At 61.5% G+C, this 24,545-nt stretch carries 18 protein-coding genes and 1 pseudogene; 10 read left to right on the plus strand and 9 right to left on the minus strand.

The genetic code is table 11. The features are described 5' to 3' along the window. Positions 1-17 precede the first annotated feature (17 nt). The 3 genes from BV034_RS26725 to BV034_RS26735 form a co-directional block, all read right to left on the minus strand. Positions 18-548: a hypothetical protein gene (locus BV034_RS26725; RefSeq protein WP_050030014.1), complete on the minus strand. Its 531-nt coding sequence runs from the start codon at positions 546-548 to the stop codon at positions 18-20. A 72-nt stretch (positions 549-620) separates the two neighbouring features. Further along, on the minus strand, positions 621-980 hold the full coding sequence (locus BV034_RS26730; protein ID WP_038165609.1) for a VOC family protein: 360 nt from the start codon (positions 978-980) through the stop codon (positions 621-623). Positions 981-1,002: 22 nt separating this feature from the next. Beyond that, positions 1,003-2,466 carry a sulfatase-like hydrolase/transferase gene (locus BV034_RS26735; RefSeq protein ID WP_050030015.1) on the minus strand — a complete coding sequence of 488 codons (1,464 nt, stop codon included), beginning with the start codon at positions 2,464-2,466 and terminating at the stop codon, positions 1,003-1,005. Between the two features lie 432 nt (positions 2,467-2,898). Here BV034_RS26735 and ilvA point away from each other — a divergent pair, with 432 nt between their 5' ends. After that, positions 2,899-4,170: a threonine ammonia-lyase gene (ilvA, locus tag BV034_RS26740; protein WP_050030016.1), complete on the plus strand. Its 1,272-nt coding sequence runs from the start codon at positions 2,899-2,901 to the stop codon at positions 4,168-4,170. A 208-nt stretch (positions 4,171-4,378) separates the two neighbouring features. Here ilvA and BV034_RS26745 read toward each other — a convergent pair whose 3' ends face one another. Next, positions 4,379-5,002 carry an alpha-ketoglutarate-dependent dioxygenase AlkB gene (locus BV034_RS26745; RefSeq protein ID WP_050030017.1) on the minus strand — a complete coding sequence of 208 codons (624 nt, stop codon included), beginning with the start codon at positions 5,000-5,002 and terminating at the stop codon, positions 4,379-4,381. 204 nt (positions 5,003-5,206) lie between these two features. Between BV034_RS26745 and BV034_RS26750 the strand changes: the two are divergent. Beyond that, positions 5,207-6,467: pseudogene (locus BV034_RS26750) on the plus strand (ISL3 family transposase). Between the two features lie 637 nt (positions 6,468-7,104). Here BV034_RS26750 and BV034_RS26755 read toward each other — a convergent pair. After that, the gene (locus BV034_RS26755; RefSeq protein ID WP_050030018.1) at positions 7,105-8,307 is read right to left on the minus strand and encodes a G protein-coupled receptor LGR4; all 1,203 of its coding nucleotides are present in this window, start codon (positions 8,305-8,307) and stop codon (positions 7,105-7,107) included. Positions 8,308-8,492: 185 nt separating this feature from the next. Here BV034_RS26755 and BV034_RS26760 point away from each other — a divergent pair, with 185 nt between their 5' ends. The 4 genes from BV034_RS26760 (at position 8,493) to BV034_RS26775 (ending at position 13,151) form a co-directional block, all read left to right on the plus strand. Further along, positions 8,493-9,404 carry a ThuA domain-containing protein gene (locus BV034_RS26760; RefSeq protein WP_050030019.1) on the plus strand — a complete coding sequence of 304 codons (912 nt, stop codon included), beginning with the start codon at positions 8,493-8,495 and terminating at the stop codon, positions 9,402-9,404. Between the two features lie 156 nt (positions 9,405-9,560). Beyond that, complete coding sequence (locus BV034_RS26765) at positions 9,561-10,796, plus strand: DUF1015 family protein (protein WP_050030020.1); 1,236 nt, start codon at positions 9,561-9,563, stop codon at positions 10,794-10,796. A 115-nt stretch (positions 10,797-10,911) separates the two neighbouring features. Continuing rightward, on the plus strand, positions 10,912-12,192 hold the full coding sequence (locus BV034_RS26770; RefSeq protein ID WP_050030021.1) for a transporter associated domain-containing protein: 1,281 nt from the start codon (positions 10,912-10,914) through the stop codon (positions 12,190-12,192). After that, on the plus strand, positions 12,189-13,151 hold the full coding sequence (locus BV034_RS26775; RefSeq protein WP_050030022.1) for a CNNM domain-containing protein: 963 nt from the start codon (positions 12,189-12,191) through the stop codon (positions 13,149-13,151). Before BV034_RS26770 ends, BV034_RS26775 begins: the two co-directional genes overlap by 4 nt. A gap of 198 nt (positions 13,152-13,349) precedes the next feature. Here the strand turns inward: BV034_RS26775 and menD are convergent, their stop codons facing one another. Continuing rightward, positions 13,350-14,972: a 2-succinyl-5-enolpyruvyl-6-hydroxy-3-cyclohexene-1-carboxylic-acid synthase gene (menD, locus tag BV034_RS26780; protein ID WP_050030023.1), complete on the minus strand. Its 1,623-nt coding sequence runs from the start codon at positions 14,970-14,972 to the stop codon at positions 13,350-13,352. Positions 14,973-14,996: 24 nt separating this feature from the next. After that, entirely contained in the window at positions 14,997-16,013 is a 1,017-nt protein-coding gene (locus tag BV034_RS26785; protein WP_050030024.1) for a chorismate-binding protein, read from the minus strand. 1,130 nt (positions 16,014-17,143) lie between these two features. Here BV034_RS26785 and BV034_RS26790 point away from each other — a divergent pair. The 4 genes from BV034_RS26790 to BV034_RS26805 are packed head-to-tail and all read left to right on the plus strand — an operon-like array spanning position 17,144 to position 22,764. Further along, a complete protein-coding gene (locus BV034_RS26790; RefSeq protein ID WP_265593521.1) occupies positions 17,144-17,707 on the plus strand; it encodes a sigma-70 family RNA polymerase sigma factor in 564 nt (187 codons plus the stop codon). Next, positions 17,704-18,699 carry a hypothetical protein gene (locus BV034_RS26795; RefSeq protein ID WP_265593514.1) on the plus strand — a complete coding sequence of 332 codons (996 nt, stop codon included), beginning with the start codon at positions 17,704-17,706 and terminating at the stop codon, positions 18,697-18,699. Before BV034_RS26790 ends, BV034_RS26795 begins: the two co-directional genes overlap by 4 nt. After that, the gene (locus BV034_RS26800; RefSeq protein WP_265593515.1) at positions 18,696-21,440 is read left to right on the plus strand and encodes a DUF1592 domain-containing protein; all 2,745 of its coding nucleotides are present in this window, start codon (positions 18,696-18,698) and stop codon (positions 21,438-21,440) included. The genes BV034_RS26795 and BV034_RS26800 overlap by 4 nt, the downstream gene beginning before the upstream one ends. A gap of 22 nt (positions 21,441-21,462) precedes the next feature. Then, positions 21,463-22,764 (plus strand): DUF1552 domain-containing protein, encoded by a 1,302-nt coding sequence (locus tag BV034_RS26805; RefSeq protein ID WP_050030027.1) that lies wholly within the window; start codon positions 21,463-21,465, stop codon positions 22,762-22,764. Positions 22,765-23,515: 751 nt separating this feature from the next. On the opposite strand, the gene BV034_RS26810 is transcribed toward BV034_RS26805, so the two are convergent. Then, positions 23,516-23,731: a hypothetical protein gene (locus tag BV034_RS26810; RefSeq protein ID WP_050030028.1), complete on the minus strand. Its 216-nt coding sequence runs from the start codon at positions 23,729-23,731 to the stop codon at positions 23,516-23,518. Positions 23,732-24,051: 320 nt separating this feature from the next. Further along, the gene (locus BV034_RS26815) at positions 24,052-24,510 is read right to left on the minus strand and encodes a hypothetical protein (protein ID WP_050030029.1); all 459 of its coding nucleotides are present in this window, start codon (positions 24,508-24,510) and stop codon (positions 24,052-24,054) included. Between the last annotated feature and the right edge of the window lie 35 nt (positions 24,511-24,545).

Below are 24,545 nucleotides of genomic sequence, written 5' to 3' on the forward strand. Positions count from 1 at the left end.
GGTTGTCCTCCATTGAATCATTGGCCTGGTTGATCATCCGCTTTGCGTCGCCGGTATGCTTCCATTTCGGAGGGAGTCATCAATCGTTCCATGATAGGGTGCTTTTGCAGCCAGTAGCTCAGGCAGTAGATCGGAGCCATGGCCGCATATCCTGTCTCATAGGTCATCTTAAGCACCGCTCCGCTTTTGGACCGGAGCGCAGCCACATTAAGCCCCCCAATCAGAGGTGAACTCACCTCTCCAGATGGGCCGTATTTGAAGTTGCCGAATTCACCGCCGGCAATTTCATCTGCCGGCATTTGTGTCATGCTGCCTGCGAAAGAACTCAGAAGTCGTCGGGTAGTCCAGATGTACCAATCCTCGTTTGAGAATATGCCCGTAACAATGGGGATCTCGCCGGACTGGAGATCAACTTGCGCAGGATAGTGCAACCGGCTGGCCCCGATGGTCGTGGACTCCCATCGTTCCACGTGCATGGTCGCCTTTCTGATATGCGTGATAGCGATCCAGGCGATCCGCATATCGTCACTCACATAGTAGGGGGACATCGGCGAATTCAATTGTGGTTTCCACTGTGAGGTCACTCCACCAATTGAGCGCCCCAACTGCCATAGGCGCTGTCATGCCGTGCCAAACATCACCCGTCTTCCGTCCGGGTCCACCACGGTGATGACCACGTCATCCTGCGAATCCACCGGCACGTTCATAACCACGAGCTTTTCAAGGAAGGCCTTCTGATCGGAAATCTGGAAGTAGAGGTGCGTGAGGTTGGATTCACGCAATGCGGGATGAGTGTGGGTGGCAAAAGCTTTGGCATCATGCAGAGCGAGCTGCACGCCATCGCGATCCAGCTTCCAGTACACGTAGCCGCTGCCGGTGCCCACTTCCTCCCAGGCCAGCCCCGCCACATCCCGATAAAACGCGGCGGTGGTGGGCGGATCTTCGGAAGTGAGAAAGATGCCTCGGAGAGTGGATTTCATGCGTCAAAAACCAAGCACGAGTTCACGGAGCCTTCGGATAGTCGCCGCCATTCAGACTCTTGACCACGGATTTCAGCCAGTCGTTGAGGGCTTCCTGCATGGCGGGCAGGCGATCGGGCTGCTCGGCAAAGAGGACGCGGCTTTCATCGAGGTCGGCACCCAGATCGTAGAGCTCCCAGGTGACATCGTGGGTCTGGGGATCCTCGATGCGGTGGAGCTTCCATTGGCCGTCCAGCCAGGCAGCGTGACCAGGAAACTGGTTGGTGGATTCGGCCTCACCGATGACACCGGCATCGGGATTCAGCCGAGCGGGATCGTTGGGCTCGCGGCCTTCCTTTTGCGCAGCGAGCAGCTCGTCCATCCACACTTTCGAAGGGGTTTGGATGCCTTTCTTTCCTCGATCCCAGAAGCCAATGGGCTTTTCCCGTTCTTTGTCCCGCTCGCTGATCACTCCCAACAGGCTGATGCCATCCAGCACGGGCTGATTGGGCACCGTCACATCCACGACATCCAGCAGAGTGGGATAGATGTCTGAGGTCACGCAGGGCAGCTTGACCACCTTGGGCGAGGCAAAGCGGGCAGGCCACTCCAGCAATGCCGGCACGGCGAGGCCGCCTTCATAGATCTTGCCCTTGTTGCCGCGCCGACCGCCCGTGGAGCCCACCTTGGGCAGGGCGCCGTTGTCACTGCAATACCAGAGGATGGTGTTGTCCCGCAGGCCGAGATCCTTGATCTCGGTGCGAAGCCGGCCGAAGGCGCGGTCCATGGCGGTGATTTCTGCGTAGAAGTTCTGATGTGCCTTGGTCAGGTCGAGATTCTCGTAGAGCGCACGATCCGACTCCAGTGGCTGATGAGGCGCGTGCGGTGAACCGAACCACACGACCGTAAAGAAGGGCTCCTTGGCCTCCGCTTGTTTGCGGATGAACTTCAGAGCGAGATCCACCGTGATGTCCGAGCTATCTCCTTCAAACGGAACCGCACGTCCCTGATCGCTGAGCACGGGATTGAGGTCGAAGTAGTTGGGGGCTGAGATCCACTCCTCGAACCCACTGTTGCCTGGATTCACGGGACTGTCCTTCTGCACGGAACCCAGGTGCCATTTGCCAAAGTGCCCAGTCCGATATCCGGCGGACTTGAGCGCCTCCGCAATCGTGACCTCCTGCGGGCGGAGCGTGTGCCCCCAGGAGAAGCACCCAAAGCGGTTCGGCGTGCGCCCCGTCATGACACTGCCCCGGGTGGGGGAGCAGACCGGAGCGGCGGCGTGAAAGTTGTCGAAACGGATGCCCTCAGCCGCCAGCGCGTCGAAGTTGGGCGTCTTGAGATGGGGATGCCCGTTGTAGGCCATGTCTCCCCACCCCTGATCATCGGCCATCACCAGCACGATGTTGGGCCGGTTGCTGCCAGGTGTCTCCTGGGCAGAGGTTTGGGCCAGGGTAAGCGAAAGAAGGCTCAGGACGAGGAAGCTGGCGATTTTGAGCAAAGGCATGGGGGTATATTGACGCACAAAGAGGGGCGAGACTTCAAGGCTCAAGATCGGTGGGGCGGGAAAGTTCGCGGCGGGTGTTGGAGGAGGTGCTACGCGGGCGGGCCGCCCTTGTGGCAGTCGAGCCGACTGCGCTCCCCGATGCGATGGTACGCGGTTCGGCGAATCAGGTCTTCTGTCTTGCGTCTTCTAGTCTTGTGTCTCCGGCGAAGCCGGTTGGCCTTGACAGGCGGCCAATGTGGTGAAGGTTTCCGGCACAAATGGCGCTCACTTCACCTGCCTCGATCATGATCATTGCGATCATTATTGGCTCCCATCCGGGGCAGGACTGAGCGTGCACTGATTCTCGATCACGACTCTTTTCCGCAGCCCTGGGTGTTCCACCCGGGGCTTTTTGTTATCTGCCCAGCATTTCCCCAGACTTTTTCTCCCATCATGAATCCTTCAACCACTGCCGAACCCTCCTCCACTGCCGCCAGCGTTTCCCTTTCGGAAATCGTCGCCGCCCGACTGCGCATTCAGGGGGCGGTGGCCCGGACGCCGTGTGTGGAGTCGGCAGCGCTGAGCGAGCTCACCGGAGCGCATGTTTTCTGCAAGCAAGAGCACCTTCAGCGGACGGGCAGCTTCAAGGAGCGAGGGGCTCGCAACGCCTTGGCGCAGCTCACGGCGGAGGAAACCCAGCGTGGGGTAATCGCCGCCTCGGCCGGAAACCACGCCCTGGGGCTTTCCTGGCACGGCCGCCAGATGAACATCCCAGTGACGGTGGTGATGCCCCGCTTCGCCCCGCTGGTAAAAGTGGCCCGCTGCCGCCGGTTCGGTGCCAATGTGGTGCTGCATGGGGACACCTTTGATGAGGCCCGCAGTGAGGCCATGCGGATGGCGGCGGCGCTGCAACTCAAGTACGTGCACCCCTTTGATGATCCACATGTGATCGCCGGCCAGGGTACGCTGGCGTTTGAGATCCTGGAGCAGGTGCCGGATGCGGACGCGATCATCGTGCCAGTGGGTGGAGGCGGCCTGCTGGCGGGTGTGGCCACAGTGCTGCACGCCTTGAAGCCCAATCTGCAAATCATCGGGGTGGAGCCGGCCAATGCCGCCTGCTTTGCCGCGGGACTTCAGGCGGGCGAGCCCGTGCACATCTCCACGAGGTTCACGCTGGCCGATGGCCTGGCGGTGGCCGAGGCAGGCAAGAACACGCTGCAAATCGCGAAACCACTGGTGCACCGCGTGGTGAGCGTGGGTGAAGAAGCCCTGGCGCTCGCCATGCTGCGACTCGCCGAGCTGGACAAATGCGTGATCGAAGGGGCCGGAGCCACCGGACTGGCCGCCATGCTGGCCGGGCTGCTGCCCGATCTGGCGGGCAAGCGCGTGGTGTTGCTGCTCACCGGTGGGAACATTGATCCCCTCGCCCACAGCCGGGTGATCGAGCGCGGCCTGGCAGCGGACGGCCGCATCTACCGCTTCGACGCCCTCATCAGCGACCGCCCCGGCGGGCTGGTGCATCTCTCTTCCGTGCTCGCCCAGGCCGGGGCCAATGTCACGGAGATCGTGCACAACCGCACCTTCGCAGGACCGGATCTGTCACGGGTGCACGTGCTGTGCACCGTGGAAACCCGCGATCGGGGGCACATTGCCGAAGTACAGGCCCGGCTGGCCGAAGCGGGTGTGGAACTGGCCGGTGCGGAGAGACCTTTATTCGCGGCGTGACGTCAGGGGTGGATGGATGTTAGGAAATAAACCACAGAGAACACAGAGACAGATTTTTTAGACAGGATTAACAAGATTGGATTCAGATTAACAAGATGAGGAGCAATGCCTTCATCTTACGCGGTTGCTGAGACCTTTTGAGATTTGCTTTTTGAAGTTTGAAGTTTTGATCTCCTCTGTCTTCTCTGTGCCTCTGTAGTTTATTTCCTCATCCATTTTTCCCAGGTTCCACAAAGGTTCTGAAGGTGAGGTTCACTCTCGGCTCACTCACTTTCTTGGTGGGTGGCAGGCGGTGGAGCCAATGGGATTGGGTGGAGCCTTTCATCTCCAGGAGGCTGCCGTGTTCGAGGAGGAGGGAGACGGTGCCCAGGGCGGGGCGGGTTTTGTGTTTGAAGGCGAACTTGCGTTCAGCCCCGAGGCTGATGGAGGCGATGGAGGTGTTCTTTCCCATCACCTTTTCATCGTCGCTGTGCCAGCCCATGCCTTCTTCGCCCGTGTGGTAGAGATTGGCGAGGCAGGAGTTGTAGGTGGTGCCGGTGGCCTTTTCGATAAGCGCCTTGATCTCGCGCAGTTCCGGGGTCCAAGGCAGGGCGGTTTTGGTGGCCCCTGAGTAGGTGTAGGCATACGGGGCGTCTCCGTACCACGCCACCTTGCGCGCGGTGGTGATGCGACGGCCGTAGAGGACCACCTCGTCGTGAGTCCATGCAAGGGTGTTGGTGAGGGCTATGAAGTAGCGGTCGGCTTCGGCCAGCGTGAAGATGCGACCGTGGTAGAGCGTGGTGCCGTCGCAGGGGAGGAGGTTGGCGGCGGGATCTGGCGCGAAGAGGTCCATTTGATCGGTACGTCCGTGGGCAGTGCGTCAGTGCGTCAAGGTGTTGGGGGTGATTGGACGAAGCACGCGGGTTCGGCTTGCGGAGGTATCACATAGACGTGGGGGACGATGACAAAATTCTTGGGAGAGCCGCATTTTATCGGCGCTTCGCTGGATTGAGTGGGTAGAACTGGCCTTTTGGGAGAAGTTTGCTAGAGGATGGGGATGGATCAGAACAGCTTGTTTGAGGCGGCATTGGGCCTGACGGCACCTTGGAAGGTCACCGGCAGCGGTCTGGAGCGTGATGAGAGTGGCAAGATGTTCCTGTGCCTGGAGATTGAGGTGCAGCCCGGTGCGAAGGTGCCGTGTCCCTGCTGTGGCCAGCCTTGCACTGCCTATGATCATGAGTTGAAACGTTGGCGGCATTTGAACTTCTGGCAGCACGCCACCTACTTGAGTGCAAGGGTGCCGCGTGTGGACTGCCCGGAACACGGGGTGAGGCAGGTGGAGGTTCCTTGGGCGAGAGCGGGCAGCGGCTTTACGTTGATGTTTGAAGCGCTGGTGATGGCCCTGTCCAGAGAGATGCCCGTCAGCGCGGTGGCCGCGCTGGTTGGGGAGACTGACACCCGGCTGTGGCGGGTGGTGCATCACTATGTAGGGCAGGCGCATGCGGCCCAGGACTGGAGTGAGGTTCATACGCTGGCCATTGATGAAACAGCCACCCGCAAAGGCCACCGCTATGCCACCGTGGCGGTTGATCTTCGGCCCGAGACAGGAGCTTCTGCACGCCTGTTGTTCATGACGCCCGGACGTAGCGGTGAGTGCGTCCAGCAAGTGGCCCTGGCCATGCCAGCGCATGGAGCGCAACCCAACCAGGTCAAAATGGTGGCCATGGATCTGAGCCCCGCATATCAGAAGGGGGCGGCGGAGCACTTCCCCGCAGCGCAGGTGGTCTTTGACCGCTTCCACGTCATGAAGCTGGCGCAGGATGCCACAGATGAGGTGCGCAAGCAGCTGCATCGCATGGGTGGCGATGTCAAAGGGGGGCTGTGGGCCTTGCGAGGCAATCGGGAGGGACTCAAAGCCCCGCAGAAGCAGTTGCGAGACGAGTTGTGCGCCCGGTACAAGGAAATCGGCCGCGCCCTTGCGCTGCGTGAGCACTTGCAGGAGACCTGGGAGTGGACTGGAGCCTTCATGGCAGGGTATCATCTCAAGCAATGGTGCCAGTGGGCTGACCGGAGCCGGCTGGAGCCGGCTGGAGCCGTATCGCAAGCTGTCACGCACGATCAAAAAACACTGGGAGGGCATCCTCGCATACTACCCCAACCGGATAACCTCGGCGGCCATTGAGGCAATCAACGGGGTCATTCAAACAGCGCGCCGACGTGCGCGAGGCTTTCGCAACTTTGCCAACTTTAAAGCCATAGCCTACTGGATGGCCGGAGATCTGGACTTGAAGCTTCGGCCCGCCTTTACCCACCCATAACAGCGAAGAGCCATTTTATCCCTGAAAGGGATATGTAGCACAGCCCAAGGTTGGACGAGCCCTAAGCGAGTCAACCTTGGGTTTGCAGAGGATAGAGCGTCAGGTGCGGAGGCCGATGGAATGACCTACGATTCTCCGTCAGACTTGGAGACCCATGAGAGTGTGCAACTGAGGAACTACGGCCGACTGAAGTCGGTACTCCAACCCGCTGCGATGATATCTTTGAGTGATCAGTTCGCGGAGTCCACCAGTGCCAGAGGGTGGAAGATTTCCGGGGAGGGCAGTGCGTTCTCCACCTGGCGACGAAGTCGCTGTGGAGTGCGTGCGTGAAGCGCCGCTTTCGTGGCTCACAGAGAGTGCGAGGAATCCATCAGCCGAACAGGGGGCGGAATCACCTCCCCTATTTTGCCCTGTCGGTCCGTCCGGACAATGCGGCGCTTCACGCCGCACTCCACAGCCCCGCGAGCGGGGCCAGGTGTTGGTCGTGCCTCTCACGTTGAAAATGAAACAAGCTGGTGTTGCTCTTGGAATGAGCCTCACCGTCCCGCATGCGGGACGGAACTCCAACCCTCTTCGTTGGAAGTGACGGGCTGGAGTTCGGAAGGGTTGGTTCCTAGATCGAACCGGGTGGGTTGCCTTACTCAAACTTCAGGGTCACCTTGGGCAGGAGTTCCTTCACCTTGGCCTGCACTTCAGGAGTGTAACCCTTGGGGCGATTCACGAGGCGCAGTTCCTTGAGGTGGGCGAAGGACTTCAACAGAGGCAGGCGCTCCTCGGTGAGCTCCACGCTGTTGAGCTCGAGGCTTTCCAATCCCTTGATGCCAGCCACGGCCTGCAAATCAGCATCGGCCAGAGACTTGGCATTGGTCAGTGTGAGGCGGCGGAGGGTGGTCATGCCTTTGATGGCGGCGATGCCTTCCGGAGCGTCGAGGCCGTCGCCGAGTTGCAGGTACTCCAGGGACATCTTCGCCACGTGGACAAGGCTGCCGGGTGTGGCGTTCTTGCTGCCGAGTTCCAAGCCTTTGAGTTTGGTGAGCTTGGGAAGGGCGGCCACACCGGCGTCGCCACATTTGGCATGGGCAAGGCTGATGCTCTCCAGGTTCGGGAACTTCTCGCAGAGGAGGGTGAGCCCCTCGTCATCAATGCTGCTGCCACGGTGGCTCACCCGGGTAAGCGCTGTCCAACCCTCGAACTTGGCATACGCATGCCCCTTCATCCCGGTACCCACGAAGGAGAATGCCTCGAGCTGCTTCAGCCCAGCGAGCTTTTCCAGACCGACATCGCTGAGCTTGCCGTTGTTGGTGAACTTGAGCGCCTTCAAGGTCTTGAGTTTGCCCAGCGGGGCGATCCAGTCATCGCTGCACTTGGTGGCGATGATGTTGAGGGACTCGATCTTGGAAAGCCGGCCCACGTGCTCGAAGAAGGCTGCATCATAGGGGTCGGTCTTGCGATGGTCATGCGGCCCCGCATTGGGGATGCCGAGGTCCACCACTTTCAAAGTCTCGAAGAGGGAAATGTCCCCGACGGCAGCTTGTTTGAGGCTGTCTGGCGTGACGTTGATCTTCTCCACCTTTCCAGGTGAGATTTCGATGGCCTTCAGGATGGCCTCCACATGCGTCTTCTCATCGGCGGCGGCAAGGATGGCAGCGGCGTTGTCCTTGATGGCCTGTTTGAGTTTCGCATCGGCCGTCTCAGCGATTACCTTGTCCAGATCCGCCTGGGTCTTCACGCCAGAGAGGGCATCCCCGGGTACGGCGAAGGCGAACGGAGAAACAGAGACCAAGGCTGCCAGCGAGCAGGCCAGCAATACGGAGGAGCGACGACGGAGGGACAGCTTCATGAGAAAGAGGAGAGGGTGAGTGCGAGAAGAGGCAAAGGTACAGAAAAACTCCACTCCCCTGGCGCTTCTTATACTTATCCGCAGGAACCCCCGAAACCTCGGGGGTTCCCGCGTTGGGGGGGGAAGTTGCGCCACCCGTCTGCAAGACATCGACCAAGCCGCCGTACCTTTGCTCCGATCCTCCTATGAAACTGCACCGTCTTCTGCACACCTTCACCCTCGCTGCGGCCCTGCTGGTCGCCGTCACCGCCTCCGCGGCGGACAAGCTGAAAGTCCTGATCGTAGATGGTCAGAACAACCACAACTGGCAGGTTACCACGCCTGTCCTCGTGAATGCCCTGGAGAGCAGCGGTGCCTTCACCGTGACCGTCTCCACCGCTCCGGTGAAAAATTCACCTGCCGACGCCTGGAAGAGCTGGCAGCCGAAGTTTAGCGACTACGCCGTGGTGGTGAGCAACTACAACGGTGCCGACTGGCCTGAGACCGTGCAGAAGAGCTTTGAGACCTTTGTCCAGAATGGCGGGGGCTTCGTCTCCGTGCATGCTGCGAACAACTCCTTCCCTGCCTGGAAAGCCTACAACGACATGATTGGCGTGGGCGGTTGGGGTGGGCGCAATGAGAAGAGCGGCCCCTGGCTCTATGTGAAGGATGGCAAACTCTTCCGCGACACCACGGCAGGCAACGGCGGCGCCCACGGCCCGCAGCACGAATTCCTCATCCAGGTCCAGAATGCCGCCCACCCGATCACCAAGGGTCTGCCAAAGACCTGGATGCACTCCAAGGACGAGCTGTACAGCAAGCTGCGCGGCCCGGCGGAGAATGTGGAAATTCTCACCGCCTCTACTTCTGACCTGACTGGCGTGCTGGAGCCCAACTCCATGGTGCTGACCTATGGCAAGGGACGTGTCTTCCACACCACACTGGGCCATGCGGACTACTCGATGCTGGATCGCGGCTTCTACACCCTGCTCCAGCGCGGCACTGAGTGGGCCGCCACGGGCAAGGTGGTGGCCACCGCCGCCGTCCCGGCGGACTTCCCCACGAAGGAGCGGGTGTCCGTGGTGAAGCTGGAGGGCTACCCGAAGCCTGCGAAGTAAGTCGCTCAGCCTGATCACCCTTCCGCTGGAAGCCAGCCCCGGCCGGGCTGGCTTCTGCGCATCCCGGGGACAGGATTGTCAGCGCCCCCGGCTTGCACATTGAGTCTGGCACCGCTACAGACACCCTCTCAGTCGATTCGTTTTCCGTCACACCCCATGCAGCTTCGCTCCTTCCAGGGCCTTGTGCCCACTCCCGAACTCGCGCCTCAGGTCGCGGCCGTGCCCTATGACGTTGTCAATCGTGCCGAATCCAAGGCACTGGGCGAGAGCAACCCGATCAACCTGATTCACGTGGACCGTGCGGAGATCGACCTGCCAGACAGCGTGGGCGACTACGACGATGCCGTGTACGCCAAGGCGGTCGAGAATTTCAAGAAACTCCAGGCGGACGGCGTGCTCGTGCGTGAAGCCGCACCCTGCATGTACCTCTACCGTCAGGTGATGGGCGAGCACGCCCAGACCGGCCTGGTGGGTGTGTGCAACATCGAGGACTACGAGAACGACATCATCCGCAAGCACGAGAAGACGCGGAAGGTGAAAGAGGATGACCGCACCCGTCTGGTGGACGAGCTGAGCGCCAACACCGGCCCGATCTTCCTGACCTACCGCGACCATGCTGGCGTGCTGGCCCTGACCAAGAAGCACGAGACGGAAGACGCCCCGATCAACGACTTCGTCGCGCCCGATGGCATCCGTCACCAGGTGTGGCGTCTGCCCGCAGAGACCTGCGAGGCGATCAGCAAGTACTTCGCGGAGGAGATCCCCCTCGCCTACGTGGCGGATGGTCACCACCGCAGCGCCAGTGCCGCCCGCGTGGGCAAGGAGCGCCGCGACAACAACCCGAACCACACAGGCCAGGAGAACTACAACTGGTTCCTGAATGTGCTCTTCCCCGCCAGCGAGCTGAAGATCCTCCCCTACAACCGGGCGGTGAAGAACCTCAACGGCCACTCCCTGCAGGAGTTCCTGGAAAAGATCGGCGCGATCTTCTCCATGGATCCCAATGGCAAGAAGACGCCGGAGAAGGCGGGCGAGGCCTGCATGTACATCGGCGGGGTGTGGCACACGCTCAACTGGGAGCCCACTCCGGACGCCACGCCTGAGGACGCCCTGGACGTGAGCATCCTGCAGCAGCGGGTGCTGGCCCCGGTGTTGGGAATTGACGATCCGCGCACGAGCGACCGGATCGACTTCATCGGCGGCATCCGCGGCACGGCGGAGCTGGAAAAGCTGGTGGACAGCGGCTCCCATGCCGTGGCCTTCAGCATGTACCCCACGACGGTCTCGCAGCTCATGGACATCGCCGACGCCGGCCAGATCATGCCGCCCAAGAGCACCTGGTTCGAGCCCAAACTTCGCTCGGGCCTCTTCATTCACACCCTCGACAACTGACGCCGGATTTCGCGCCCGGGCGGTGGCACCGCATTTTTGCCACCGCCTTGGCCCACATCCGGCATCTGATGTCTCTCCCGGGATGGCCTTCATTTGAGGACGTCCCTGCATTGCGATGAGTCTGCTGGTGCCTGTCATACTATCCCTCGCCTTTGTGGTGCTGCTCTATGTAGCAGCCAGTTTTTCGGCGCTGGAGACTGCATTGTTTGTCCTGCGCAAAAAAGGCCCCCCTGCGGAAGGCGTGCCTGGCGTGCGAGGGCGGGCCCAGCATGCGCCAGAGATCAAGGACCCCCTTTCCGCACTGCCGGAGGTTCTGCTGCTCGGCAGCTTTTGCAATCTCGTGCTGGCCACCATCGGCCTCTGGCTGGTCTTGGGCCCCCTGCGCGGGCTGGGTGGCAATCCATGGATCAGCGGCCTGAGCCTCTTTGGCACCGGCTTTGTGGTCGTGGAATTCCTGCCCAATGCGCTGGCGTTGCGCTCCCCCACCCGCACCCTGCGGCGCACTCTGCCTCTCTTCCTGGCCGTGCGCGGCTTTTGCCGTCCTGTCACCCGGTACCTGCGGCAGTTCAGCGAGGGACTGGCCACGTTCTTCGCCCCCAAGAAGGTGAAACCCCGCCACAACCTGCTGCCGGAGGAAGTGGAGACCCTCATCGACATGCGAGAGGAACAGGGTGCACTGGGCACGGATGAAGCCGCGCTGCTGCGGGCGGTGATCGACCTCAATGGTCTGACAGTGCGCGATGCCATGACCCCTCGTGTGGATCTGCTGCTCATGCCGCATGATGCCGGTGAGATGGAAGCCCTGAACACCCTGGAGAGCAGTCGCCAGCGCTTCGTCCCCGTGTACGATGAGAAGCAGGACGCCATCGCCTACCTGGTGGATGTGCAGCGCTGGAAGCTGGCTGGCCGGCCGCATTGGAGCACACTGACCGTGGAGCCCATCTTCGTGCCGAAGACGATCCTGCTCGTGGAAGCCTGGCGTCAGCATCTGCCTGCGGAAGACTCGGCCGCCGTGGTGGTGGACGAGTACGGCGGGTTCGAGGGTCTGCTCACCCGGGAGAAGTTCGTGGAAATGCTCCTTTCCAAAGCCGCGCCTGCTCCTGGCAACACCATTGGGATCCAGCCCATCGGCCCGGACCGCTATCTGGTGCAGGGTCACACCCGCCTGGAGGAGGTGGAACGCGAGCTGGGCATCACTCTCCCGCCTTCAGAAAGTGTGGACACGGTGGCCGGCCTGGTGATGAACCGGTTTGGCTATCCGCCCAAGCCCGGCGAACAGCTCACGCTGGAGCAGGTGATCATCAAGGTGAAGCGCACCTCGCGCGCCCGCATCCTGCAGCTGGAGCTGCAGGTATTGGAAACAACTGAAGAAGATGAGGAGGAGAAAGGCGCATGATCACGTTCATCATCGTCATCAGCATCGTCCTGGCCTTCATCCTCTCCGGGGTGGAGAGCGCCCTGCTCACCATCAGTCGTGTGCGCATCCGTCACTCGGCGGAGGCAGGAGACAAATCTGCCGCCCGCCTGCTGGTGCTGCTGGAGCATCGCGTGGAGCTTCTGCACACCGTCACCGCCCTGAACCACTGCTTCACCCTGCTGGCCTACCTTTTGAGCGTGAGAGAACTGGTGCGCCACCTGGGCGGCTGGGGCTGGCTGGCGGCCGTGGTGGTGCTGACGCCACTCTTCCTCGTGCTGCTAGAACTCCTGCCCAAGCAGCTTTTTTACCGATATCCTCTTGGAGTGCTGCGACTGCTGACGAAGCCGCTGAAGCTGCTGCTGACCATCGCCCGTCCATGGCTCTCACTCGGCAATCTCTTCCAGTCCCGTGTGCTCAATGACGTGCCTGAAGAGGGCGACCAGCGCAGTATGGCTTCCCTGGCCAAAACCGTGGAATCCCTCTGCGTGCTGCGTCCCGTGGTGGGCAGCATGCTGCACAAAGCCGGCCGCCTGCAGGAGGTGTGCGCCCAGGATGCCATGATGCCGCTCAAGCAAGTGACCGCCCTCTTCCCCGAGATGGCTGTCTCCAGCGCGCTCGTCCTCTGCCGGGAGCAGAACCACTCCTGGCGTCCCGTAATGGGGACCAACGGTGCCCTGCTCGGCTGGCTGGATGTCGCAGCCCTGCCTTCCCGCATCCAGCCCGACAAGATGGTGCGCCAGTTCATGCGCCCCCTTTCCCAGATGAAGACCTCCGAGTCCGCCCTGCGCTGCCTGCAAGCACTGCGCAAACGGGGCGAACCCATCGCCGCCGTGGTGAATGATCAAGGCGAAGCCGTGGGTGTGCTGACGCAGCAGGCGCTGCTGGGGATCATCCTCGCGACAAATGGCAACGGGAACGGGAATGGATTGAAGAAATAACGTCAGGGGTAGATAGCCCTGAAGGTTTAACCACAGAGGCACAGAGAACACAGAGGAATACAAAAACTCAAAGTTCAAAAACCAAAAAATCAAGAGACCTCGTGGGATTGATGCATCGGATCCCATCTTGTTAATCTGAATCCAATCTTGTTAATCCTGTCTGAAAAATCAGTCTCTGTGTTCCCTGTGCCTCTGTGGTTAAATTGCATTCTTCCAAAACTCCGCCGTCTGCTCTGCATCCGGACGAACTTCCCACACGGCACACGCTGACTGATCCGCTGCGGTTTGTGCGGCGGTCAGATCTTCGAGATTGGTGATCAACTTGTAGTCCATGCCCCACATCTGGGCCCAGGGGGCGAAGGTGAGGGTGTGGGAGTTTTCCATCACCTTGCGTGCGTCGGGGCCGGCGTTCTTGAGCCAGGTCACGCGGGAGAAGATCTTACCGCCACCGTTGTTGATGATGACGAGGCGGCGCTTTGCGGGTGGAAGCTGGGTGAGAATCCAGGGGGCGCTGAGGTCATAGAGAGTGCTCAGGTCGCCGATGATGAGCCAGGACTCTGCCGCCTCTGCCGCGACGCCCAGCCAGGTGGACACAAGGCCATCGATGCCGTTGGCTCCTCGATTCGCCCAGGTGCGACAGCCGGCAGGAAGCGAGGGCACGGCGAGGTTCCACTCGCGAATGGGCAGGCTGTTGCCCAGGAATACGGTGGCACCTGGTGAGACCTGATTGGCGAGGTGCCGCATCCAGGCAGGTTCGGACAGCGGGTGGGATTCAAGGAAACGATCCGCAGCCGGGGCAGGAGGCAGATGGATCGTGTTTTCAGGCTGTGCAGGGATGGAGAGGGCCAGCGCTTTCCAAGGCACGATGGCGACGTTTTCCGTCCGGGCAAGTCCGCGAAAGGGAGCAGGGCTGACGTTGAGAACTCGAACCTCTGGCCGGTCCTCAAGATCCCGCCACCAGCGCCAGGAGGGAACAGCACCGAGCCGAAGGACTCGCTGCGGATGAAGTTGTCTCAACACCCGCTCGCTGGCGGGCAGCAACCAGGGCTTCAGGCGAGGTTCGCCAAGGAGGTTGGATGTGGCCTCGGCAATGATCGGAGCCTGAAGTTTAGCCAGGAACTCCACCGCCAATGGCACATCTTCTGGATGGATCCCTGCGGCCACGACCGCTACTGATCCCTCGCTTGACCAAAACGCCTCCCAGTCCTGCGCAGCGAGCAGGGCAAGGACTTCAGGCGCTTCATAGGGCGGGGCGGCCGGGCTCGCTTCCAGAAGGGTGCTGACGAGATCCTCCTCAAGGCAGACGTTAAAATGCAGAGGTCCGGGGCGGGCAGAGATGGACTCCGCATGCACGAAGCAGCCATCGGCCCGATCTTCAAGCTCCACGGTGCGCACCACGTAGTTCGCGAAGATCCCATTCTGCTCCACGGCCTGGGGTGCCCCGCTGCCGCGATAGTGCGAGGGGCGGTCAGCGGTCACCACCACCAGGGGTGCGGCTTGGTAATAGGCCTCCATCACGGCCGGGAAGAGCTCCGCCACGGCGGTGCCGCTGGTGGTGATGACCGCCACCGGCTTGCGAGTCTCCATGGCGCGGCCGAGGGCAAAGAAGGAGGCGCAACGCTCCTCAAAGAAATGCCGCACCGTCAGGTCTCTCGACTCGGCACGCTCCAAGATGATGGCCAGCAGCGGCGCATTGCGGGCACCCGCCGCCACGCAGTACTCCACCACACCCAGAGCATCCAGCTCAGCCAGCAGTTGCGCGATGACGCGGGCATTGCCTGAGGTGGAGGATGCGGGCGGGCAGGCAGCGGGATCAGCCATGCGGAGGGATGGGGAAATAAGTGACTACAGCCCCAGCAGCCGGGCCACGGACTCGCGTTTCAGGCGCAGTTCCCGCCATTCGTGGTCAAAGGCACTGCCGCCCACGATGCCGCAGCCGCTGGAGAGCATGACTTTGTCGCCATCCCAACCAATGCCACGGATAGATACCACGGCGTGGAAGGCATTCCCCACTTTGAGGCCGAAGGGTGCACCGAAGTAATCCGGGGCCTGAAGTTGGCGTCGGTATTCCGTGAGCTTTTCCAGGCTCGCGGCATCCCGCGGCAGGCAGCCCACGGCGGGGGTGGGATGCAGGCGGCGGACGAGGCTGTTGAGATCGGGATTGCCCTCCAGTTCCACGGCCACCTCGGTGCGAAAGTGGGTGAGCCCAGCAGCTTCGCTGGTCTGGCGCTCCCCTATTTGCACCTTGCCCAGGGGGGCCAGGGCGTCCTTGAGGAATCCGGCCACGAGCTCGTGTTCCTCGATCTCCTTGGCGTCGGTGACAAAACTTTCGCGGCCATTGGGCTTGGCGGTACCCGCCAGGGCCATCGTTTCCAGGCGGGAGCCCTCCTTCCGCAGGAGGAGTTCAGGGGTCGCTCCGAGGAATCCCTTGTCGCCCTCGATCCGGGCGTAGCCCCAGAGACCGCTCGGGGCATCCATCACCCGGTTGAGCAGCGCGCTGAGGTCTGTCTGGCCGTTTTGCTGCAGCAGCGTGCCGGACTCCGTGAGCACCGGCACCATCTTGCGCAACTTGTGGGAGAGCACGTCCTTGCGGATGCGGCGGAACGCCATCTTGAACCACTCCGTGGCGGGCTTTTGCCAGACGATCCGGGGCTGGATTTCGGTCACAGAAAAGTGCTCCGGCAACGCTCCGGCGGGCACCTCGGTGAGGCGGGAGGGAATCTTCCAAGGGGTCGGGCTGGAAAGTGCGAAGTCGTTCACATAGAAGGCATCACCGGGCGGCGGCTCCGCTGCTTCCGCAAACGGCCCCTCCCCGATCCATGCCTTTCCGTCTGGAAGCCTGAATAATGCGAGATCCATCATCACTGAGTTCGGCCTGCACTTTGCGCGGGATGCTGGGAAGTGCAAACCGGGAGGTGCGGTGCGGGGGAAGTCGTGGCGGAATCGAGGTGGCAATGGGCAGAGCGGAGCGCGAAGATCCGGCGCCCCTCCTGGACGCGAGGATGTGGGTGAGCGGGGCTCCGGTGGTTGGCACCACCGGCTAGATTCCGTGGTCCCTCCGGGACCGGTGGAGGAGGGGGCTGCCCCTGTCCAAGGAGCGGCGGTTTGTGCTTGCACAACCGCCGGGGTCACCGGAGGTGCGGACGAGGCGTTCCGTGACAAGGAACGTCGGGAGGTCTATGGCTGCGTTTCGTTTCTTGATGCCGTTGGAGACACCGCGACGTGCTGGAAAACTTGTGACGTGACCGCGTAAACGCCAATGCCATCAGGGAAAACGCATCGTCTTGCTGTTTTGCGTTGGCGCGCCTCGGAGCCGCGATGGTGCAACCGCCACGACTGTAACTGGTGAGCCCCTTTCAGAAGGGCCGAAGGTCCGGGTTCATACCAGCCTGGGGCAACGCCCCAAAGATAGATGGCCAAACTACCCTTGAGGGCTGTAGGCCCGGTGTCATCAAGTCTGCCTATGACGAGCATCCCTGAATGACGTCGGGCCTACAGCCCTCAACATCTAAAACGAGCGCCTGCCTTGGGCGTTGCCCAAGGCTGCAATGATGCCGGACCTTCGGCCCTCAATACTTTCACAAAAGGGAGATGCTCGACCTCTCCACTTTTCCCTGATGGCATTGGTCCCGCATGCGGGACGGAACTCCAACACTGAGCCCAAGCCTGATTGGAGGTATTGAGATGTTGCACTCACCCGTCCCGGAGGGACGCCTGAATGATAGCTGGTGGTGACAACGACCGGATCACACCGCCCCTTCGCGTCGCGTCCCGGAGGGACGCCGGATCGGGTGTGTAGGAAGTCTCCAGATACTTGGCGATCTCCTCCCCTTTCCATGTCTGAAGCCCCCCCACTGAACCGACGGGACGCCGGGAGCACACACAGGCTGGAATCCCGTGTCACTGGGAAGATTCCCCACCTTGGCCGCTTATTTTGATCCATCGCAAAACCGGATCGGTAAATTGGCCGGCGTTGTGGACATACCTTGACCGTGCCCCTGGACGATTCATCAGCCTCTGACCTGCCTGCCGCGCTCCCTCCGGAGCGGCAGGAGGAATTTGTGCGGCTGCTCAATGGTGCGCACGCTCTCCTTCTGCGGTACGTGATGACTCTGGTGGCCAACCGGCATGATGCGGAGGATGTGCTCCAGCGCGCCAGCGTGGTGATGTGGCGGCGCTTTGCCACCTTCGAGCCCGGCACGGACTTTGTCGCCTGGGCGACCACGGTGGCGTTTTACGAAGTGCGCAACTTCCAGCGGGTGACGGGTCGATCCCGGGTGGAGTTCGATGACGACCTCATGCAGACCCTGGCCGCGGAGCGCATGCAACACGTCCAGCAATGGAGCCCGCGCATGGAGGCGCTGGAGACCTGCATGGAGAAGCTGCCCCCGGCCAGCCGGGATCTGGTGGAGGCCATCTACACCCGCGGCATCGACGCCGCCACCCTGGCACAGTTAGAGGGACGCGCCGTCCAGACCATTTACAACAAACTCAACTTCATCCGCCGCTCCCTGGCCGAATGCGTGCAGCGGCGGATCACGGAAACCACCTCATGAACAACCCCGTTCCGGACGAATGGCACCGGCTCTTCAATACGGCGCTGAACGGCACCTCCACTGCGGAGGAAAAGTGCCGCCTCGCGCAGGTGCTGAAAGAGCACCCTGAAGCCCGCCAGCTTTGGTTCCTCTATCAGGACAATGAGTGCTCGCTTGGTGAACTCCGACCTGTCACTCAACCAACCGGTCTGCCGGTGAGGCCAAGTCGTTCCGCATGGCTGCAGTGGCGTCCCGCTGTGGCCGCCGCGGCCGGGCTCGTCATCGGCCTCTTCAGCGCCTCTCTCGTGTGGGGCTATGCAGGCACGTATGCCAGCCGGGCCGTGAACCTGTTGCGCGACAGCTTTGAATCGGGTGAGTTGCCCCAAGTGACCGGTGTCCCCCTCGAGCCCGGCCACTGGAGCGGTGACTACGCCGAAGTCGTGGGCGAATACCGTGGGGTCAACCCTGCCAGCGGCGACAAGATGCTCCGCCTCGTGCGCGCTGACTACGAGGGCAAACCCGGCCGGGACGGCTACATCGCCGACATCTACCGCATTATCGATCTCAACCGCCCAGACTGCGATGTGGACCGCGGCGACGCCTGGGTGAGCGTGGAGGCCCGCTTCCGGGCTCTCTCTGAGGACTACCAGGGGCGGGTGCACAGCAGCATCACCATCCACGCCCTGAACACGCTACCGACCGCCGAGCAACGGCAGGAGTTTTTCCTTAAACCTCGCAGCGTGGTGGCTTCGAGTGAAGGAGACGGGCCCCAACCCTCCGCCAACATCCTGGCCAGCACCTCACGCCAGGAGATTTACCTCTCCACAAAGGAGAGCTGGCACACTGGGCGGGCCGAGCTCCTGGTCCCTACAGGCACAAGATATCTCATGCTGCATCTGCATGAATGGCGGCTGGATGCCAAGGACTACAAGAAACCGCAGCCGATCGAGTTCGGCGGTCTCTTCCTGGACGACGTCCGTGTGACGCTCACCCACCGCCCTCCGCTGCCGTGATCCCCCTGTCCCCTTCCGCAATGCTCTCTCTCAAGACTCTCTTCATCTGCTCCAGGTTCGCGCTGTTAACAGCAGGTGTTTCCGCGACCCTCCCGCTCCAGCCAGCCGCCGCAGCTGATCCGGCCCAGCCCGTAATGGGTGAGCAGCATCGTGCCTTGCTCAAGGAGAACTGCTTGAGCTGCCACAACGAGACCAAGAAGAAAGGCGGCATCCGTCTGGACGATCTGCCCTTCACCGTCAACAACGGCCAGGCTGCCGAACGCTGGCAGCAGGTACTGGATCAGATGAACTCCGGCGACATGCCTCCGGAGGATGAGAAGCAGCCCGAGAAATCCGCCAAGGCCAACTTCCTGGATGATCTGGCGCACGTCATGGTGGCCGCCCGGCGGACGCTGGCGGACCAGCAGGGTGAGATCACCATGCGCCGGCTGAACCGACGTGAGTATCAGAACACGCTGCGCGAACTGCTGGGGGTGGAGATCAACGTGAGCGAACTGCCCTCCGACACCGGCACGGGCGGCTTCGACACTGTGGGCTCGAACCTTTTCATGTCGGGCAACCAGTTTGAACAGTATCTCTCCCTCGGCCGGGACGCCTTGGATGAAGCGTTTGACCGGCTGGCCAACGCCGCGGTGGAAAAGAAGCTCCGCTATGAGGCCGAGGTCTTCACCCCGATCGTTGAAAAATTCAATGCAGGCGAGATCGACGCCCGGGACCGGGCCCAGCGCTGGGTGAAAGGGGTGGAGGAAGCCGCTGCAAAGCCTGAGAACGCGGAGGTCGTGGCCCGCATCCGTAAGGGCTCGAAGAACGACGCCATCTTCCGCCGCAGTTGGGCAGAGATCCCAGGCGCTCCTTCGCCAGAGTCGTTTGGCTTCGTCACCAAGGAGAACAATTCCGATAAGGCCAATGCCGCGCTAAACCCCTACTACCTGACCTACCACCAGCACTACCTGACTTACCCGGCCATCGACAAAGGGGCCTATCTTTCCATCCAGACCACGCACCCGTCCCTGCTCCAGATCGGCTGGATCACCATGCTGGTGCCTTTCAACTGGCCGGCAGGAGACTACACGGTGCGCATCCGCGTCGCAGGCAATGAACACGCCACCCCGGACCGTCGTTTCCTCGAGTTCGGCATCAACCCGAACAACAACGGCCTGGCGCTGAGCACCCACGAAGTGACCGGCACAATGGAGAACCCCCAGGTGATTGAGATCCCCCTGACCCTGACACGAAAACACACGGACCGGGCAGACCGCATGCTTTTCATCCGCGAGAAAGGCACCGCCGACACCAATGAACGCTTGTCCGTCATCATCCAGGAGGCGAGAAAACGCAATGGCCTGGGGCCGGAGATGGCGCTGTGGGTGGACTGGATGGAAATCGAGCGGAAGACCGCCTCCACCACACCGCCACCTGCCCTCTCTGCACTGAATCTTCCGCTGAATGACAAGGCCCCCGCACCTGATCGCGAAACGTTGCGTACAGGCCTGTCCCGGTTTGCCGCGATGGCCTTCCGCGGCAAAGCCACTCCTCCCTCGTATCTGGACGGACTGGTCCGGTTCTATGAAATGCGCCGCACTGCCGGTGACAAGCCCAGTGCTGCGCTCAAGGACACGCTCGCCGTGGTGCTTTCCTCACCCGGGTTTCTGTATCTGGCAGAGCCCGCCACCGATGAGGTCCACCGCCCTCTCATCGGTGTGGAGCTGGCCACGAGGCTCTCGTACTTTCTCTGGAGCGCCCCACCGGATGTGGAGCTGCGCACCCTGGCGGCAAGGGGCGAACTCTCCCGCCCGGAGGTGCTGACCGCCCAGACCAACCGCCTGCTGGATGACCCGCGCGCCGCGGAGTTCGTCCGGGCCTTTGGCTACCAGTGGCTGGGCATGGACCGGCTGGACTTCTTCCAGGTGAACCAGATCCTGCACCCGCGCTTCAGCAACGGAATGAAGCTGGCCGCTCGCGACGAGGTTTATGAAACCTTTGCCCATGTGCTGCACCAGGGGAACAGCCTGCGGGATCTGCTGAAGTCAGACTATGTCGTCATCAACGGCCTCCTCGCCAACTACTACGGGATCGAAGGGGTGCACGGCGACTCCTATCGCAAAGTGGCCCTGCCTGCTGGCTCCCCGCGTGGCGGATTGCTGGGCATGGCTGCCGTGCACTTGATGGGCGGAAACGGCGAGCACACCAGCCCGGTGGAACGCGGGGCCTGGGTGCTGCGCAAGCTTCTCAACGACCCGCCGCCACCAGCTCCGGCGAACGTGCCCGCATTGACGCGACTCGCAGGGAAGGTGCTGACCACACGTGAACGCATGCTGGCCCACCAGGAAGATGCCCAGTGCGCCAGTTGCCATCGCAAGATCGACCCCATCGGGTTCGGTCTGGAAAACTTCGATGCCGCCGGACTCTGGCGCACGGAGGACAGCTACACGGTGACGGGTGCCAACGGGCGGCCGGATCCCAAGACCAAAAAGATCTGGACCATTGATCCGGCAGCGAAACTGCACAACGGTCCCGCCTTCAAAGACTATCAGGGACTGCGCGACATCATTGCCACGCGGGCGGATGACTTTGCCCGCGGCTACAGCAGTGCCCTCATCGAGTACGCCCTGGGCCGCCCCTGTGGCTTCAGCGACGAGCCGCTGGTGAACGCGATGATCACCCAGGCCCGGGGCAAGAATCTCGCTGCCCGCGAGTTCATCCACGCCCTCGTGCTCAGCAAGGCCTTCCACACCAAGTAACTCCTTTTCAATCGCCCGCTTTATGAAACAACCGCTCAACCGGCGTCACTTCCTCCGTTCCAGCACGGCCCTCATCGCCCTGCCCGCCCTGGAGTCTCTCGGGTTTCGGCGATTCGCGTCCGCCGCTGCCAGCGTCCCGGCCACTCCGCCCAAGCGCCTGGTGTTCCTGGGCTTTGGCTGGGGCATCACCCAGGAGTCGTGGTATCCGGACATCAAGCAACCTGGCAAAGACTACGTGATGCCCGCGGGCCTGAAACCGCTGGAGCGGCACAGGGCGGACTTCACGGTGGTGCAGGGGCTGTGGAACAAGTTCTCCAATATGGGCCACGCCGGCAGCACTATGTGGCTCACCGGGGCTAATCGCTATGCGCAACCGGGGCAGAGCTTTCACAACAGCATCTCGGCTGATCAGGTGGCGGCGGCACAGTTCGGTCTGCACACGCGTTTTGCCTCGCTCCAGCTCAACGGCGCGGAGAACGCAGAATCCTCTGGGCATGGCCCCGGCCTCTCCATGGCGTGGGACCAGAGCGGCAAGCCCGTGGCCGGGCACAACGGCCCCTTTGCTGCCTATCACCGCCTCTTTTCGAACGACACCACGCCCATTGAGCAGCAGAAGGCCATGCTGGCCCAGCGTCGCAGCGTGCTGGACACCGTGATGGAGAACGCCCGCGATCTGAGACGCGGACTGAGCCGGAATGACGGTGAAAAGCTCGAGGAGTATTACCAGGGCATCCGCGATATCGAAACCCGCCTCAGCAAAGACGAGCAGTGGATTGGCGTGCCCCGCCCCAAGACCGACATGGCCGAGCCCGCCCCCGGACTCGCAGGGAAGAAGGAGATCGAGATCATGTACGATCTCATCGTCGCGGCCATGCAAACCGACAGCACGCGGGTCCTGACTTATCGCCAGCCCGTGAGCACCCTGCTGACCAGCATGGACATCAAGGTGGCCCCGCATGACATGAGCCACTACCACTCCACCATGGGTGAGAAGCTGGATGCCTCACAACGCCGCGACGTGGCCCAGAGCCAGCTGCTCGCCGGCTTGATCGACAAGCTCAAGGCCACCAAGGAAGCCGATGGCAGCCGTCTGTTCGATCACGTGGCGCTGGCCTATGGCAGCAATCTCAGGTCCGAGCACTACCTCGACAACTGCCCCACCCTGCTCACCGGCACCGGCGCCGGCATCAAGCTGGGCGAAAACCTCGTGGTGTCGAAGGATACGCCGCTGTGCAATGCGTGGCTCACGCTGCTGCATGGCGTGGGCGTGAATGCAGAGCGGCATGGGGACAGCACCGGGGTGATCAAGGAGTTGATGGCGTGAGGGGTGGGAAAGGAGTGAATGGTGAGGAGGAGGTTCTCACACGAAGGCACGAAGGTGGGATGAATGAGGGGACGGTACGGTGCTTGTCCCCCGAGGTGGTCTGATCAATTGGTGAGACTCCATTCCTTACGCCGCTGCGCCGAAGTTCTTCCCCGAAGGGGATTCGGCCACAAGCCCAACGTTGACGAGCTTCCAGCGAGTCTACGTTGGGATAGAGATGATGTGATTCTTACTCCGAAGGAGTTGCGGCGGTCTGCCTGTCAGGTGCAGGAAGTTCTCCTACATAGCTTGCATCCAGAGCCGACTGAAGTCGGTACTCCAACCCTGTATGAGCACCTGTCGTGATGGGGGTGTAAGCGGAGCGGGTTGGAGGCCGATTGTGGGCAGTGAGAGGACAGCAAGAGAAGGCGAACACAATGGGCCTTTGTTCCGTGACCGCCTAAAGGCGGAACTCCAACCCTGCTTAAGCACCTGTCATTCTGCTGATGGGAGCGAAGAGGGTTGGAGTTCCGCTTTCAAGCGGGGAAGCTCGTCTCGAGTGGATAGCACGCACCATCTACGAGCTACGATGCCGGCCCCCAACATGCACGCCCTGCCGCCCACGCCAACGGCGTGGTACAACTCCAGCCCAAGGGTCAGGCGAGGCACGAGCCGCCACCCTTGGTATTCATCCGAAGATATCTGGAACTCCGAATGGAGTTCTACAAACCGTTGCAGATCGTGAGATGACACATCTCAACATGAGAGGCCACTACCGTCCCGCGTCCAGGAACCTGCGGGGTGAAGCATAGTCAATGGCCACAAATCGCATCAACGGATCACACTTCTCCGTGAGTCGATCACCTCTAAAATCAATGTAAGTCCCTGGGCACACCCCCACATCAAGCCCATCACGGTCCAATGCTAACGTGGCATAGACACGCACAAAGTATTCAGGAAACTGCCAGATCGTTTCCTGAGCAGGCATGTCGCCTACAGGTGAAAAGTAGGTCTGAGCAGGAACTCGATGAGCTTTTGAAAACTCGGAGACAAGCTTGTCTGCCCGCAATGCGATGTATCGTGAAGATACTCCCCAGCAATCCAGAGTATCCACACCCACGCTTCTGCCAACCCACCGATGTGGATGCTCAAGCAATTCTGCCGACTCACGCTCAAACTTCACCCGCTCATGGGCGACTGCATTCCGAATCAGGATGCCTGCCCCGAGCACGAGCGCGAACGGAACCAGGAAAAGCAGCCGACTTATCCGAAATCTTCTCATGACGAGTTTGAAATCCGACACTCACCTCACTTCCGGAACACTCCTTTCAACCGCTGCCACCACGTCGGCGGCGGCATGATACCGCCAGCAATCACCTTCCCGTCAATCTTCAAAGGCTGGACATTAGTGGTTGCGCACGACTCCGCAGGTGGACCGGCTTGGGAACTGGCTCGGGGGCTCGCACAGGAGGATATCCCGAGTGGAAGCACAATCGCGACCAGCGCTGCAACTGTCCGCAGCGGGCGAGTCATGCGATGAATCAGCAACCAGGTGCTGCTGCGCACTTCGATGGCCTTGGCATTCTGCACCATGGCCACACACTTGCGACCGGGTAGATCCATCACCGCCCCTTGCTCGTCCGGAGTCATGGCCGAGAGGTTGTGCACATGAAGCTGACACTGACTGCAGAACCGGCATTTGTCGTCACCGGTCATGGCCGACCAATCTTGGTCACATGGGTGGGTCAGCTTGGGGACGAGCTTCATGAGGCAGGAATATAGTCTCTCGGGGCCGTTCCACA

The organism is Verrucomicrobium sp. BvORR034 (assembly GCF_000739635.1).
Taxonomy (GTDB): domain Bacteria; phylum Verrucomicrobiota; class Verrucomicrobiia; order Verrucomicrobiales; family Verrucomicrobiaceae; genus Verrucomicrobium.

What these genes read in the sequence shown, in the direction of transcription:
- BV034_RS26725 (WP_050030014.1), bottom strand. Translation starts at nt 548, where the DNA reads ATGTCCCCCTACTATGTGAGTGACGATATGCGGATCGCCTGGATCGCT.
- BV034_RS26730 (WP_038165609.1), bottom strand. Translation starts at nt 980, where the DNA reads ATGAAATCCACTCTCCGAGGCATCTTTCTCACTTCCGAAGATCCGCCC.
- BV034_RS26735 (WP_050030015.1), bottom strand. Translation starts at nt 2,466, where the DNA reads ATGCCTTTGCTCAAAATCGCCAGCTTCCTCGTCCTGAGCCTTCTTTCG.
- ilvA (WP_050030016.1), top strand. Translation starts at nt 2,899, where the DNA reads ATGAATCCTTCAACCACTGCCGAACCCTCCTCCACTGCCGCCAGCGTT.
- BV034_RS26745 (WP_050030017.1), bottom strand. Translation starts at nt 5,002, where the DNA reads ATGGACCTCTTCGCGCCAGATCCCGCCGCCAACCTCCTCCCCTGCGAC.
- BV034_RS26755 (WP_050030018.1), bottom strand. Translation starts at nt 8,307, where the DNA reads ATGAAGCTGTCCCTCCGTCGTCGCTCCTCCGTATTGCTGGCCTGCTCG.
- BV034_RS26760 (WP_050030019.1), top strand. Translation starts at nt 8,493, where the DNA reads ATGAAACTGCACCGTCTTCTGCACACCTTCACCCTCGCTGCGGCCCTG.
- BV034_RS26765 (WP_050030020.1), top strand. Translation starts at nt 9,561, where the DNA reads ATGCAGCTTCGCTCCTTCCAGGGCCTTGTGCCCACTCCCGAACTCGCG.
- BV034_RS26770 (WP_050030021.1), top strand. Translation starts at nt 10,912, where the DNA reads ATGAGTCTGCTGGTGCCTGTCATACTATCCCTCGCCTTTGTGGTGCTG.
- BV034_RS26775 (WP_050030022.1), top strand. Translation starts at nt 12,189, where the DNA reads ATGATCACGTTCATCATCGTCATCAGCATCGTCCTGGCCTTCATCCTC.
- menD (WP_050030023.1), bottom strand. Translation starts at nt 14,972, where the DNA reads ATGGCTGATCCCGCTGCCTGCCCGCCCGCATCCTCCACCTCAGGCAAT.
- BV034_RS26785 (WP_050030024.1), bottom strand. Translation starts at nt 16,013, where the DNA reads ATGATGGATCTCGCATTATTCAGGCTTCCAGACGGAAAGGCATGGATC.
- BV034_RS26795 (WP_265593514.1), top strand. Translation starts at nt 17,704, where the DNA reads ATGAACAACCCCGTTCCGGACGAATGGCACCGGCTCTTCAATACGGCG.
- BV034_RS26805 (WP_050030027.1), top strand. Translation starts at nt 21,463, where the DNA reads ATGAAACAACCGCTCAACCGGCGTCACTTCCTCCGTTCCAGCACGGCC.
- BV034_RS26810 (WP_050030028.1), bottom strand. Translation starts at nt 23,731, where the DNA reads ATGCCTGCTCAGGAAACGATCTGGCAGTTTCCTGAATACTTTGTGCGT.
- BV034_RS26815 (WP_050030029.1), bottom strand. Translation starts at nt 24,510, where the DNA reads ATGAAGCTCGTCCCCAAGCTGACCCACCCATGTGACCAAGATTGGTCG.